Genomic DNA, 14014 nt, shown 5'->3' with positions numbered 1-14014 from the left:
ACCTGGCATTCGGCGAATGGCCAACTGTCTTCGGCGACACCAAGATGACCACCGCGCTACTCGACAGGCTCACCCATCACTGCGAGATCGTCGAAACTGGCAACGAGTCCTGGCGCTTCAAAAACCGATCTCAAAGCTAAAGCCGAAGAGCCCATCACCCGCACCTGGTTCGCCCTCTGCAACCCCGGCCAGCGCCGGGCGATCCAGGTGCTGATCGTCAACATGGGGGTCAACATTGGACGCCGATATGGGGTCAACTTTCCGCGCCGATTGACACCGAAGTCAGGCAGAAATTCCACTTATCCCCCCTGTGCAGACTTCCCGAGCCACCTCTCACGTCCCTCTGCCGATCCTTGGCTCGGCTCCACAGCTCGTCCGACACGATACGCATCTCCGGGACCTCTTTGAAAACCCACTCGGCAGCGTCGTTGGCGCCGGCGGTGCGGCGTTCGGTCTCCGGGTTCTTGCGGTACTGGCGCCGGTTCCAGACGATACGGCCGATATAGCTCTCGTTGTTGAGGATGCCGCTGCCTCGGCCGACATGGCCGCGGATCGCGGTGTCGCGCCACTTGCGGCCGCGCGGGTCGGGGACGCCCTCCTTGTTCAAGAGCTGCGCGATGTCGCGCGGCGACATGCCATCGGCATAGAGTTTGTAGATGCGTCGGACGATCTCTGCCTTCGCAGGATCGATATCCCACAGACCCTTGATCTAGGGGCTATGCGACACCGGCCACGACCAGAAGATCTCGATGACGATATCAGCCGGCATGCGCCACGCCGAGATAGAGCTGGGCAGCGCGCTCATCTGCTAGCAGCGATTGTGCCGGACCGGAAAGCGCCACCTTACCGGCATCCATGATGGCGCCGCGATGCGAGATGGCCAGCGCCTGCCGCGCCCGCTGTTCGATCAGCAGGACTGCGGTACCGGTTCGGGCAAGCTCGCCGATCCGCCGGAAGCTTTCATCGGCCATGATGGGCGACAATGCAGCCGTCGGCTCGTCCAGAACGATTACGCCGGGTCGCGTCATCAGGGCGCGCGCAAAGGCCAGTTGCTGGCGCTCGCCGCCGGACAGGCTCGAGGCACGGCCGCGGCGCCGTTCCGCAATGGCCGGAAACAGTTCGAACAATTCGGCAATCCGCTGCCTCGGATTTTTGACGCCTTCGACCACCTCGAGGTTCTCGGTAATGGTCAGCGAACCGAAGACATTGGCCACCTGCGGCACATAGCCGATGCCGCTGAGCGCCCGCTGCTCCACCGGCACACGGGTGATGTCCTGTTCGTTGAGCAGGATGCGGCCGGACATGCGCGGCAAAAGGCCGACAACAGCCTTTGCCAGCGTCGATTTGCCGGCCCCGTTGGTTCCTGCAACCGTCAGGATTTCGCCGGGGGCCACGGTCAGATCGATGCCGGTGAGGATATCGGTCTCGCCATAGCCACCGACCAGATTTTCAATCACCAGCATCAGGCAAGTCCTCCGCCGATATAGGCTTCCCGCACGAGCGGATCTGCCAGCACCTCCTGCGGTGTGCCGGAGGCAATCAGCCTGCCGCGATCCATGACATAGAGCTTGCTGACAAGCCGCGACAGCGCGCCAAGATCATGTTCGATGATCAGGAAACCGATACCACGCGCATTCAGTGCTCGGATCTTGGACGACAATTCCTCGATCAGCACGGGATTGACGCCGGCAAAGGGTTCATCCAGCAGGATCACCCGCGCGCCGGTCATCAGGGCCCGTCCGAGTTCGAGCAGTTTCTTCTGCCCGCCGGAGAGCCGGCCAGCCAGGCTATCCGCCACCCGCTCAAGTTTCAGAAAGGCGATGGTCTCGTCGACGCGGCTGCCGATCTCCTTCTCCTGTGCCGCGACTAACCGTGGGCGGAAGAAGGCGCTGATGAGGTTTTCACCGCTTTGGCGGGGTGCCGCCGCCATCAGGTTTTCCCGCACGGTCATATTGGCAAATTCGCGTGGCACCTGGAAGGTGCGCACCATGCCATGCCGCGCCCTTTCGGCGGCTGAATGTCGGCCAAGCGAGCGTCCATCGAGAACCACATCGCCATCATTGGCCTCCAGGAAGCCCGTGACCAGCGAAAACAGCGTGGACTTGCCGGCGCCGTTCGGACCAATGACGCCGATCATCTCGCAGTCATGGAGGCGGATCGACACCTTGTCGACCACCACGAGGCCGCTATAGGCCTTGGACATATCGTTGATATTCAGGATCATCGCTTGGTAAAATCCCCCATCAGGCCCTGCGGCCGGTAGATCGTGAACAGAATGAGAGCGAGGCCGATCACGCCGAGACGGATGCTGGCCATCGACACCTCCGGGATGAAGGGAGCGAAATCTCTCAAGAAGCGGGAGCCCTCCAGGAAGAACATCAGGATGAGGACACCTGCAATGGTGCCGGAAATGCGCCCGACGCCGCCCATGATGATGGCCATCCACACCTGGAAGGTCACGAAGGGAATGAACTGATCCGGCGAGATATAGCCGATGTAATGGGCGTAAAGTGCGCCGGAGAGACCGGCCAGCATGGAGCCCAGCAGCAGCACCTGCATCTTGAAGCCGGCCGGTTCCTTGCCGAGCGAGCGAACCGCCTCTTCATTGTCGCGGATGGCTTCGATCATGCGGCCGAAGGGCGAGCGGACAATGCGCATCATGGCCAGGATGGCGATGAAGCAGAAAGCCAGTGTCAGCCCAAGCATCAGCACGGCCTGTGCTTCGCCGGCACCGTCGCGAAAGATGCGCGGAATGCCGGCAATGCCCTGCACGCCATTGGTCAGCCAGCCTTCCGATGTCACGATCAGGCGCACCACCTCGGAAAAGCCGAGGGTGACGATGGCAAAATAGTCCTCCCGCAATCGGATACTGATGATGCCGAGCGGCCAGGCGGCCAGCATGGCGAGGACAGCGGCTGCGGCAAGCGACAGGGGAATGGGCACACCCTTGGTCGAGAGGATGGCCGAGGTATAGGCGCCGACGCAGAAAAAGCCGACATGACCGAAATTGATGAGCCCGGTCAGCCCGAATTGCAGATTCAAGCCGAGTGCGAGAAGCAGATAGATGCCTGCAATCGTTCCAATGGCAATCAGATAGGCGTCCATTCAGCGCACTCCCTCGATCTTGCCGAACAGTCCGCGCGGGCGCACCAGAAGCACCAGCAGGAGAACCAGGAACGAGATGGCGATCTTGTAGGTAAAGCCGACAAAGGGCGTCGCCAGTTCCTGGGCTACACCAATGATGACCCCGGCAAGCACAGCTCCCACCGGGTGCCCGATCCCGCCCAGTACGGCAGCGGCGAAAGCCGGCAGCAGCATGTCCCAGCCGCTCTCCGGAGAGACCACCGTCTTCATGCCGAGAAGGATGCCAGCAACGGCAGCCACCGCCCCGGCGATTGCCCAGAGCGTGAACATGACCGGGCGCGGTGCAATGCCCGACACGCGCGCAAGCAGCGGATTGTCCGCCACGGCACGCATGCGCCTTCCAATCGGCGTCAGATGCAGCACGACAAACACCAGCGCCAGCGTCAGGATCGCCACGCCGGCAAATTTGAGGTCATTGGGCTGGATGCGCACGCCATGCAGGCGGAAGGGACGCACGAGATCCATCTGGAAGACCATCTGATCATGGCCGAAGACCACGCCAAGGACCGCGCGGATGAAGAAGGCAACACCGATGGAGGCCAGGAGGGACGAGATCGGCGAGCGGTTTTGCAAGGGCCGGAAGACAAGCACATAGGCCAGAATGGCACTCAATGCACCGGCGGCAAGACCGATCAGGCCTCCCGCAAGCAGAGAGCCGGTCAGGCTGGTGCCCATCAGCGCGCCATAGGCGCCGAGCGTCATCGTATCGCCGGTCGCCGCATTGGAAAACCGGGCAATACCGAACACCAGCGTGACCGACAGTCCCGCCAGGCCGATGATGAGGCCGGAGGTGATGCCGGAAAGAAGAAGTTCCACGAAACTGGTCATGGTGGTGAAAGCGTTCCATCTGGGTAAAATCGGGACAGCAACCAGGCCGGATGACAATCCGGACCCGGCGCTGCACGGCAGAGCGCGACCGTTCGCCAGATTGCACTGTCCAGTGCCTGTGGCGATGGCCAGGCCGCCCGCCTGCGTCAAGGACGACACACAGGCGGGCGGTGAGAGGAGATTATGATCCGTCGTCAAGTCGCCGGCTTGAACGCCGGCAAGCTGATTTCAGAGCTTGACCTGATATTCGCGCTTGATCTCGCCGTTGCGGATGAATGAGGCGGCAAAATCCGGGGTCACATCACCGAATTCATCAAAATCCAGGATCGAGGAAGCGCCCTCATAATTGATCTTGCCGTTCTTCAAGGCTGCCTTACCCTCGGCAAAGCTGGAAACCTTCGTCCCGTCCGGATTGGCCACGTCCCGCATCTTGGCATTGATGGCCGAAGCATCCGCGCCGGGGCCTGCGGCCTCCATGGCAAGGGCAAGCACGGTCACCATGTCCCAGGCCATCGCAGCATAGACATTGCCAAGCCCGGACTTGCCGATCGCCTTCTGGTAGGCGGCATCATAGGCAGCAAAGGCGGGTGAGCCTTCATTGGAAATGCTGTCGACCGAAATTATGCCTTCCACGACCGCAGGTCCCAGGGCCTTGACGAGTTCCGGATTGGCTGCCCAGGCCGGAATGATCCATTTGGTCTCCTCGCCGGTCTGGTACCATTCGCGCAGGATGATTGTCGTATCGGCGAGATAGGAACCGGTGACGATCACATCCGGCTTGGCGTCGAGGATCTTTTGCAGTTCGGCGCGATAGCTCGGCTGGGCCGGCTCATAGACCACCGATGCGACCACCTCGCCGCCCATGGCCGTCCAGGCGCGGGTGAAGCCCTCCGTATTGCCGATGCCTGACGCATTGTTGAAAGCCATGGTGGCGGGACGCTTGAAACCTTCCTTCTTGGCAATTTCGGCAAAGGCCCGGCCGAAGCGATCATTGGTCGCCTGGAAGCGGTAGCCAAGCTTTTTCTCATTGGCGGGAGGAACAGACAGCGCCGGCGCGCCCGAGCAATGGAAAAGCGGGATGCCCGCCTCATTGGTCAGAGGGATGACGGCCAGGGACACGCCGGAAGACCAGGTTCCGAGAATGGCCTGAACCTTGTTGACGTCGATCAGTTTCTTGGCGGCGAGAACAGCGGCCTGGGGCTGGGTCTGCGTATCTTCGGCAAAGATCTCGAGCATACGTCCTCCGGCGCCACCGGCGGCATTCACCGCCTCGGCCGCAGCCAGGATCATCTTCTGCATGCCGGTGCCATAGGGGCCACCGGCCCCCGTGACCGGGTTGAGGGCGCCGATGCGGAAGGCGCCCGCATCCTGTGACAGGGCAAGGCGCGGCAGGAGGCCGGCCCCTGCGGCAAGTCCGAGGCTTGCCAATGTTTGGCGACGTGTCAGCTTCATGGTTTCAGTTCCTCTCTGTTTCTTGTTCCCGGAGCTTTGCTCCCGTTCCCCTTCCAACAGGGGCGGCTCTTGCGCCGCCCCTGGCACCTTGTCAGCCGAGCGCAGTGCGCTTGATGAAAGCGCCGTCCTTCATGATGATCGGCATGTGCTGGCCCTGGCCGGTCAGCAGCGACAGGTCGGACAGCGGATTGCCATCGACCACGATGAGGTCGGCAAAAGCTGCCGGAGCGACGGTGCCGATCTCTCCTTCCATGCGCAGCAGACGCGCGGCCACGCCGGTGGCCGAGGCAATCACCTCATGGGCAGGAAGCACCCGACCGCGGATCACGAATTCTTCCGACTGATGCTTGTGCATGCCGCCCAGCAGATCGCTGCCATAGGCCATGGGCAGGCCCGCGGCTTTCATGATGTCGAGCGATTCCATGCCCGACAGCCGGACATTATCGACCTTGGCCACCGATCCCGCCGGCAGACCCATGGCAGCCCCCTCGCTGGAAAGCTTGTCATAGGTAACAAGCGTCGGCACCGCGATGGCGCCCTTGGATGCGGCATAGGCTGCCGTCCCGGACTGGATGAGATTGCAATGTTCCAGAGAAAGAACACCGCATTCCACAGCCCGGCGGATGGCTTCGTCAGTGTAGAGATGCGCCGCGACGTAGGTGCCGGCATTCTGTGCCTCTTCCACGACCGCCGTGATTTCCTCACGCGCAAAGCCGAGATAGTGGATCGGGTCGGTGGGCGAAGCCACACCGCCATTGGCCATGATCTTAAGGAAGCGGGCCCCGCTCTTGATTTCTTCGCGTGCGGCGCGACGCACATCCGGCACGCCATCGCAGACCCGTCCGAGAGCGCCCAGTGCATGGCCGGTCTGCAGCGCCGGACGGTCATTGTAAGGGCCACGGAAATCGCAGTGCCCCCCGGTCTGGCTGAGTGCCTTGCCGCACACGACAAGACGCGGTGCGGGAAGGAGTCCTTCCTCGGTGGCAGCCACCAGCGCATGGGTCGCGCCGCCCAGATCGCGCACCGTGGTGAAGCCGCGCATCAGCATTTCGCCCATCAGCTTGAAGGCGCGAATGGTGACCAGCGCGTCTGGCAGCATGGCGTTCTGCCCCAGATCCGCCATGCTGGCGATGACATGGACATGCGCATCGATCAGGCCGGGCATCAGGGTCTTGCCTGCAAGATCGATGACCTGCGCCGTTGCGCTGGCCACATCGGAGCCAACCTCGCGGATACGGTCGCCTTCGACCAGGACATTGACCGGTCCGGATGGCTCGGGGCTCGTACCGTCAACGATGCGGGCATTGGTAAAGAGATAAGATGCCAATAGAAAAACTCCGAAGTGTCAGGATGAGCGACCCGCAGCGCGGGCTGTGAGATAGGCGGGAATCAGCAGCGGAGCGAGATCGGCAATCTGCGCGACATGCTCCTCGGTATAGCTATGCGCAACATCCAGAAGGTTCATCGTACCGATCGTCTGCCCGTCGTAGATCACTGGAATGTTGATGACGCAGCCAAGCCCCATGCGGGCAATCTGCTCGTGATCGAAGAAAGCCCAGCGAATGGCCTCATCATCGACACCGAGGAAGATCTCTCGGCGACGGAGCACCAGATCGCCCCAGGGTGTTTTGTCCATATGTTTGCGGCCAGATACCGGATACTCGTCCGGTCTGCTCGAATAGACGCGGGCCACTGCATCACCATCGACGTAAAGCAGCGTGAAAAGCCGATGGCCGATGCGCCTTTGGGTTTCCGCTTCCAGCGCGTGATAGAGGCACGTGGGCTGGCTCGGCTCGCGCAGCAGCGCCAGCATGGCATCATTGGTCATCATGGGCGGGTTTTCCGTGCAGGTTGGATGCGCTCTGGCAGAAGACCCTGCGGGCGCAGATGAAGGATCAGGAGAAGGGCCGCACCGACCAGCATTTCGCGCAAGGCGGCAGCCTGGAGCGGATCGACCCCCGGCAGAAGTTCGGCTACGAAGCGGGTGCCCTCAAGGAACGCGACCACCGCATAGGCGCCGATGACGGCGCCCGCCGGCCGGCCCACGCCGCCCGCGGAGACAGCCAGGAAGATATAGATGGTGATCAGCGGCTGGAAATGATCCGGCGAGATATAGGACTGGAAATGGCCGTAAAGCGCACCGGCCAGACCGGCCACGGCGGCCGAAAGCGCAAAGGCCTGCAACTTGAGCCGCAGCACCGGTTTTCCGGCGAAACCCGCCAATTCCTGATCTTCCCGCACGGCCTTCATGGCCCGACCGAAAGGGGAATGGTCGAGACGCCGCAGCAAAAGCCACATCAGGATGACGACGGCGCTGACAAAGACAAGATAGCCGAGGTTGAAAGCTTGGGAACCAACTGTGCTGCGCAAGGGAGCGACAATGCCGGACATGCCGTCAGCGCCATTCGTCAACCAGCGTTCGTTCAAGGCAATCAGGCGGATGACCTCCGCTAGTCCAAGCGTCACGATCGCCAGATAGTCGCCGCGCAGCCGCAACGTGCCATAGGTGACGAGGAGACCGACAATGGCGCTGGCAAGAAGGGCCGAACCCAGCCCTACGATGACGGGCGCGCCGGCACCAGTCACGATGGCCGTGGCATAGGCACCGACGGCAAAGAAGCCGGCAAGTCCCAGGTTGACCATTCCGACCCCGCCCCAGATGAGGTTGAGGCTGAGCGCCAGCAAGGCATAGATGCCGCCGATGGTGAGCGTGAAAAGCAGATAGGACAGCATCACAGAGCCCTTTCGCCCAGGAGACCGCGGGGCCGAAGCGTCAGCATCAGGAGGATGGCGACAAAGCCGATCGCGGTCTTGTAGGTGGCCGGAAAGGCGAGCAGCGACACTTCCTCGGCCATACCGATCAGAAGCGCTCCGACCACCGCCCCCGGAATGGAGCCGAGCCCGCCAAGGACGGCTGCGGCAAACACCGACAGAAGGATTCGGGCACCGGTCATCGGATCAATAGAGGTGTCGAGCCCGAGCAGAACGCCGCCGACACCGGCAAGCCCCGCACCCATGAAGATGGTGGCAACCGCAATCCGTGTCGGATTGATGCCCTTCAAACGCGCGAGATCCGCATTGTCGGCCACGGCGCGCATCGCCTTGCCGAAAGGCGAGTAACGCAGAAAGAGGAAGAGCGCGGCCATTATGGCGAGAGACAGGAGCATGTTCTGCACCTGCTGCGGGCCAATCCGCAGCGCCAGGATGCGCCAATCCGGCTGGATGGGCAGGTCGAAACCGCGAAGATCATTGCCAAAGAGGAAGCGCACGGCATTTTCCAGCATCAGGTTGAGCGCGATGGAGGCAATCGCGACCGTCAGCGCCCCGGCAGGTCGCAGTCGGGCAAGCGTCACCTGCTCGGCGGCGACACCGACCAGCCCGGACACGCAGAATGCGATCAGAATGATCCAGACGATGCCAAGCCCGAAGGTGGCATTCAACCACCACCCGGCAAAGGCGCCGATCGTCGCATAGGCGGCAATTGCGAAGTTCGGATATCGCAGCACCGCGTAGATGGCGGAGAAGCCAATGGCGGGAATGGCGATGAGCATCCCCGTCATCAGACCGTTGAGCAGGTTCTGGGCCAGATCGACCAGCATGGTCAGGCGATCTTCACGAGGGTGAGTTTGCCGCCCTGCACCTGATCATAGCGGAACTGGCAATCGATGATGTCGCCGATATCGGTGAAGTCGCAGGGGCCACTCGCGCCATCGTAATTGATTGCGCGTCCTTCCGCGATCAGTTTCAAGCCGTCGACGGCATTGTTGACCTTGACGCCGTCGGGAGACTGGGAGACGGCGCGGATATGGTCCTTGATCGCCTCGCCGGAAGCCTGGCCTGCCGCGGCAATGGCCAGAAGCACGAGATTGATGTGATCGTAGATCTGCGTCGTGTAGGGATCCGGCGACGGTACGCCGATCAGCGAGACCAGCGCCTTATAGGCTTCCGAGCCCGCAGCCGGCGACGGCGAAATGGTAAAGATCCCTTCGGCGAGCTCCGGCTGCACGGTGTCGAGAAGCTTCTGGTTGACCGAGTAGCCGAAAGCGATCTTCGTCCCGGAAAAGCCGCTGCGATAGATATCCTTGAGCAGCACCGAGGTATCCGGCGTATAACCGCCGAGCACGATCGTATCCGGCGCATAGCGCAGCATCTCATCCACTTCCGAACGATAGGAAGGCTTTTTGTCGTCGTAGATGTATTTGCGGCTTTCACCGCCAGCCTTGCTCAGCGCTGCCTCGATTGCCGCATACTGGCTGTCGGCAAAGGGCGTCTGCGGCGAGAAATAGAAAACCTTCTTGCCGCCCTGCTCCACGGCGAATTCACCGAACTTGCGCCCCTGCAATGCGGTGTTCGGCTGCGTGCGGACGAGATAGCCCTGATGCGGCAGGAGGGTAATGGCGTCCGCACCGGAGACCGTGCACAGGAAGGTTTTCGATTCCCAGCACAGCGGCGCAACGGCTGTGGTCACAGAGGAAGCCCATGTGCCGATGATCGCCGAGACGCGGTCGACATCGATCAACTTGCGGGCCGCGCGCACACCGGCTTCGGGATTGGTCTGGTCATCTTCTGACACGATTTCGACCATGCGGCCCTTGACGCCGCCGGCTGCATTGACCTTCTCGACCACGGACTTGACGGCCTTCACCATCACCGGACCATATGGGCCACCGGCACCGGTGAGCGGCGTGAGGGTGCCGATGCGGATCGGCCCACCCTGCGCAAGCAGGGAACCAGGCAGAAAGGACGCGCCGGCCACAGCCGCTGAAGCTGCCAGGAAGGAACGGCGATCTAGGGTCAAATTCGTCATGCTGCTCTCCTCTTTGTCGTTATGGTTTAGGGTATGGATGCCTTGCTCAGTCTGTCAGCCACCCAGAAACAGGCGGCGGATCTCCGGATCGGCCGCGAGAGTTGGCCCAGTGCCGGTTGCCGCGTTGCGACCGGTCACCAGCACATAGCCACGGGTCGAGATTTCCAGCGCTTCGACGGCGTGCTGCTCGACCATCAGGATCGGCATGCCTTCGCGGTTCAGTGCTGTCACGGCATCGAAAAGCGCATCGGCCGCCTTGGGTGAAAGCCCGGCCGTCGGCTCGTCGAGCAAAAGCATCTTCGGCGCACTCATCAGGCCCATGGCCATGGCAAGGATCTGCCTTTGGCCGCCGGACAGGGTGCGCGCCAGCGCCTTGCGCTTTTCCGCCAGAACCGGATAACGCTCATACATCGCCTCACGACGGGAACCCGCTGTGGCACGGTCGTGATAGGCGCTGATCAGGAGATTGTCGGCCACCGTCAACGTGCTGAAAACATTGCGCTCCTGTGGCACGAAGGAAATCCCGGCGGCAGAGCGGCCCAACGCATCAAGGCCGGTGACATCGCGCCCGCAAAACTGCACGGTGCCGCGCCGCACGGGCATTAGGCCGGCCACCAGCTTGAGCAAGGTGGATTTGCCCGCACCGTTCGGCCCTATGATCGTCACGATCTCCCCGGCATCGACGGTGATGGAGGCTTCCTTCAGGATTTCCTCAGCCGCTCCGTAACCGGCCACGACCTTCTGGACATCAAGAATGGTCATTGCCGCCTCCCGAGATAGGCTTCCTGAACGTCGCGGTTTTCTGCAACCTCATCGAAACCTCCTTCCACCAGCTTGCGGCCTTCGGCCATGACAATCACCGGGTTGCACAGGCGGCGGATCAGCGCCATGTCATGCTCGATCAGGCAGATCGTGATGCCATCGGCATTGAGCGCCAGAAGATGTGCGGCAATCTCTTCCGTCAGAGTGGGGTTCACGCCCGCCATCGGCTCATCCAGAAGAATGAGCTTGGGATGCGCCATCAATGCGCGCCCAATCTCCACAAGCTTTTTCTGCCCTCCGGAAAGAGCCGTGATCGGATTGTCGATGACATGGTCAAGCCTCAGGCGCCGCGCGACCGCCAGCGCCTCTTCCGAGAGCGCCTCTTCACGCTGGCGTGCCGCCTTGGTGCCCGTGATCGCAGCCCACAACCTTTCGCCGGGCTGCGCCTGCCCGTACAGCATCAGATGCTGGAAGACGCTGAGCTTTGGAAAGCCACGCGCCAGTTGAAAGCTGCGCACCATTCCGGCCTTGACGAGTTGCGCCGGCTTGGCGCCGGTCACATCCTGCCCGGCCAGCAGCACCCGCCCGCCATCTGGCGGGTAAAGGCCCGACAGAACATTGAAGAAGGTCGATTTGCCCGCACCATTCGGGCCGATAAGCCCCGTGACACTGCCTTCCGGGATATCCAGATCGACGCCGGTCAAGACCTGAACGCCATAGAAGGATCGCGTCATCCTGCGCACGGACAGAAGCGGTATCATTGAAAGGCTCCGATCGCAGGATTGGTGTTTGTTTGCGACTCGCCGGGCGGCGTGTCCGGCGAGGGAAACAGGCGGCGGACCTCAGATTTCCAGAATGCCAGCATCTGGGCGTAATACTCCTGGTCGTCGCGCAGGATCGTCTGGGCGATCATGCCGCGGACCACGCACATAGTCGTGTTCATCACCAGCCGGGTATGGTCTTCCGGTGTCCCCTTCCGGCGGGCAAGAGCCGACCAGATGGCGTCGAGGCCCGCATGGAACCGCTTGACCACCGGCACAAGGCGGGCCTTGAAATCGGCGTTGTGGCGGGTCTCCGGGAGATATTCCATGGTCACGTAGAACAGCCGATCCGACATGAACTGCCAGATGTAGTCGACGATCTCGTCCGTCGATCCGCCGCGGTGCCCGAACTCCTCCGCGAAAGCGAAGAGTTTCTCGTTGACCTCGTCCAGCATCGAGGCGATCGCGTCGGTGAGAATGTCTTCCTTGCTGGCAAAATGATGCGTCATCGCGCCCCGAGACAGGCCGGCGACCGCCGCAATCTCCACCGTCGAGGTGCGCGAAAATCCCTTCTTGTACAGCACCTCGATTGTCGCCTGCCGAATGCGCGCAAGCGTTTCCGCGCTGCGTTCTTCCTGCGTCCGTGCTGTCTTCTTTCCTGCTGCCACGAGTTCACTCCGTTCGGTTGCCGGCATTAAAATTATCGGAACCGATTAAGAAACAGGCCTGCCTGTTTTGCAATCAAAGTAGGGATTCAAATTTACGAACAGTCAAGCCGGTTTGTTTGTGAAGGCGCGGATTCTTTGACAGATCCAAGCCACGGCTGATGCGATGGAGCGCTCGCCATCCTTGGCCAATCTTCGGCATCTGCCGAGCCATGCGAAGGTCCGCAAGGCCACCCATCAATGCGTCAGAACCTCAAAGCCTTTTGCCTTGTCGGAGCGCTTGATGATCTCGACTGTCCAGCGACGGATCTTCTTCAGCCGCCGCTTCAGCTTGTCGCCCGCATAGCCGCCATCGGCAAAGACATGCATCAACCGTAGGCACCTGTGGCGGATGGATTTCAGGAGATCGGGAGCGCCATCGCGATCCCGGGTGTCGGCGCTGTGAACCATGAGACCGACCATCAGATCAAGGGTACCGACGATGACATGGCGCTTGCGCCCTTGGGTTTTCTTGCCCGCATCATAGCCTCGTATGCCGCCGCTTTCCGTGGTTTTGACGCTCTGTCTATCGAGCACGCCGGCCGTCGAACTTGCCTTTCTACCCTCCAGTTCACTGGCCTCCATCACCAGATGGTGGTCGATGCGCGCCAAAAGTCCCAGCGCCCGCCATTCATAGAAATGACGCTGGACAGTCGAACAGGGTGAAAATCCTTCGGCAGCATGCGCCACTGGCAACCGGTCGTGGCGATGTAAGGCAGAGCGTTGAAGATCTCGCGCAAATCCGTGGTGCGAGGGCGACCCAGGCGGCGGGGGATCGGGGGGGGGAAAGGCTCAATCAGCCCCCATTCCCGATCTGTCGTGCCGCTTGCATAGCGTGCCGTCCGCCGGGCATAGTGCCGACGGGTGATTTCAGTCCAGGCCATCGTGAACTCCATCTGATCTTCGCAGATCTGAATGGATTTTAAACTATTGAAATTAAAGACATCATTTCGAGGCAGACTCCCGATCAGCCTTGCCCAGATCTGCTAACGCAGTTTCAGAACTTGGCGACCTTCTGGAAGAGCTTGTCGAGCAGGAGAAGCAGATGGGTCTGCTCCTTGGCGCTCAGATCGGTAAACATTTCCTGGTTAAGCTTCCAGGCAAAAATCATCACCTCGCCATGCAGCGCCTCGCCCTTTTCCGTCAGGCTGAGTTCAACGACCCGCTGGTCTTCGGCGCTGGTTCTCTTTTCCAGCAACGCCCGCTTGATGAGACCGGTCACGTAGCGGCTGAGAAGGCCTTCGTCCTGCTGGGTGGTGCGCGCAAGGTGACGCAGCGAGGGCGTGCCGAGACAGCGGATCGTCGCAAGCGTCCGCCATTCCCCCAGTGTGATACCATACTGTTCGATGAGTACGGTCTGCGCATGCCGGTCGTTGAGCCGAACAAGGTAGGCCAGCCGATACGAGAAGAGGTCGCGGATGTCCCGGGGTTCGGCCCATGGCGATGGCGTCGGGTCGAACTTTTCGATCGGTTCAGCACTCATTTTTTTGTTTGACATTGTCAAGTATTTCTCCCAGACTTATCACCATCGCTAGGTCGCACGAAGGCGTGATGAT

At 61.4% G+C, this 14014-nt stretch carries 16 protein-coding genes and 1 pseudogene; 1 reads left to right on the top strand and 16 read right to left on the bottom strand.

Going from position 1 to position 14014, the window contains the following annotated elements; genetic code table 11:
* On the top strand, positions 1-140 hold a 140-nt coding region (locus KLP42_RS08970; RefSeq protein WP_215565931.1), incomplete at its 5' end, for an ATP-binding protein.
* 113 nt (positions 141-253) lie between these two features.
* On the opposite strand, the gene KLP42_RS08965 is transcribed toward KLP42_RS08970, so the two are convergent.
* The 16 genes and pseudogenes from KLP42_RS08965 to KLP42_RS08890 all read right to left on the bottom strand — a co-directional run bounded on the left by KLP42_RS08965 (position 254) and on the right by KLP42_RS08890 (position 13956).
* Entirely contained in the window at positions 254-691 is a 438-nt protein-coding gene (locus KLP42_RS08965) for a recombinase family protein (protein ID WP_353844844.1), read from the bottom strand.
* Between the two features lie 67 nt (positions 692-758).
* Positions 759-1463, bottom strand: coding sequence for an ABC transporter ATP-binding protein (locus KLP42_RS08960; RefSeq protein ID WP_215565854.1), 705 nt, complete (start codon positions 1461-1463; stop codon positions 759-761).
* Entirely contained in the window at positions 1463-2224 is a 762-nt protein-coding gene (locus KLP42_RS08955) for an ABC transporter ATP-binding protein (RefSeq protein ID WP_215565853.1), read from the bottom strand. The genes KLP42_RS08960 and KLP42_RS08955 overlap by 1 nt, the downstream gene beginning before the upstream one ends.
* Positions 2221-3105 carry a branched-chain amino acid ABC transporter permease gene (locus KLP42_RS08950; RefSeq protein WP_215565852.1) on the bottom strand — a complete coding sequence of 295 codons (885 nt, stop codon included), beginning with the start codon at positions 3103-3105 and terminating at the stop codon, positions 2221-2223. Before KLP42_RS08950 ends, KLP42_RS08955 begins: the two co-directional genes overlap by 4 nt.
* Positions 3106-3972, bottom strand: a complete 867-nt coding sequence (locus KLP42_RS08945) for a branched-chain amino acid ABC transporter permease (RefSeq protein WP_215565851.1) — start codon at positions 3970-3972, stop codon at positions 3106-3108. It lies immediately after the preceding gene.
* Positions 3973-4200: 228 nt separating this feature from the next.
* Positions 4201-5424: an ABC transporter substrate-binding protein gene (locus KLP42_RS08940; RefSeq protein ID WP_215565850.1), complete on the bottom strand. Its 1224-nt coding sequence runs from the start codon at positions 5422-5424 to the stop codon at positions 4201-4203.
* 91 nt (positions 5425-5515) lie between these two features.
* On the bottom strand, positions 5516-6751 hold the full coding sequence (locus KLP42_RS08935; protein WP_215565849.1) for a metal-dependent hydrolase family protein: 1236 nt from the start codon (positions 6749-6751) through the stop codon (positions 5516-5518).
* 18 nt (positions 6752-6769) lie between these two features.
* Positions 6770-7255 (bottom strand): GAF domain-containing protein, encoded by a 486-nt coding sequence (locus KLP42_RS08930; RefSeq protein ID WP_252192858.1) that lies wholly within the window; start codon positions 7253-7255, stop codon positions 6770-6772.
* Positions 7252-8157, bottom strand: a complete 906-nt coding sequence (locus KLP42_RS08925; protein ID WP_215565848.1) for a branched-chain amino acid ABC transporter permease — start codon at positions 8155-8157, stop codon at positions 7252-7254. The genes KLP42_RS08930 and KLP42_RS08925 overlap by 4 nt, the downstream gene beginning before the upstream one ends.
* Complete coding sequence (locus KLP42_RS08920) at positions 8157-9023, bottom strand: branched-chain amino acid ABC transporter permease (RefSeq protein ID WP_215565847.1); 867 nt, start codon at positions 9021-9023, stop codon at positions 8157-8159. The genes KLP42_RS08925 and KLP42_RS08920 overlap by 1 nt, the downstream gene beginning before the upstream one ends.
* A gap of 2 nt (positions 9024-9025) precedes the next feature.
* Positions 9026-10231 carry an ABC transporter substrate-binding protein gene (locus KLP42_RS08915; protein ID WP_215565846.1) on the bottom strand — a complete coding sequence of 402 codons (1206 nt, stop codon included), beginning with the start codon at positions 10229-10231 and terminating at the stop codon, positions 9026-9028.
* 54 nt (positions 10232-10285) lie between these two features.
* The gene (locus KLP42_RS08910; RefSeq protein WP_252192857.1) at positions 10286-10993 is read right to left on the bottom strand and encodes an ABC transporter ATP-binding protein; all 708 of its coding nucleotides are present in this window, start codon (positions 10991-10993) and stop codon (positions 10286-10288) included.
* Positions 10990-11754, bottom strand: a complete 765-nt coding sequence (locus KLP42_RS08905) for an ABC transporter ATP-binding protein (RefSeq protein ID WP_215565845.1) — start codon at positions 11752-11754, stop codon at positions 10990-10992. Before KLP42_RS08905 ends, KLP42_RS08910 begins: the two co-directional genes overlap by 4 nt.
* Positions 11751-12449 carry a TetR/AcrR family transcriptional regulator gene (locus KLP42_RS08900; RefSeq protein WP_215565844.1) on the bottom strand — a complete coding sequence of 233 codons (699 nt, stop codon included), beginning with the start codon at positions 12447-12449 and terminating at the stop codon, positions 11751-11753. Before KLP42_RS08900 ends, KLP42_RS08905 begins: the two co-directional genes overlap by 4 nt.
* 75 nt (positions 12450-12524) lie before the next feature.
* Positions 12525-13342 (bottom strand): annotated as a pseudogene (locus KLP42_RS08895) (IS5 family transposase).
* 113 nt (positions 13343-13455) lie between these two features.
* A complete protein-coding gene (locus KLP42_RS08890; RefSeq protein WP_215565843.1) occupies positions 13456-13956 on the bottom strand; it encodes a MarR family winged helix-turn-helix transcriptional regulator in 501 nt (166 codons plus the stop codon).
* Positions 13957-14014 lie beyond the last annotated feature (58 nt).

Origin of the sequence: Rhizobium sp. CSW-27 (assembly GCF_018760785.1) — a bacterium.
In the GTDB taxonomy this organism is placed as follows: domain Bacteria; phylum Pseudomonadota; class Alphaproteobacteria; order Rhizobiales; family Rhizobiaceae; genus Neorhizobium.
Note: the sequence above shows the minus strand (reverse complement) of the source record. Positions and strands in the feature narration are given on the sequence as shown.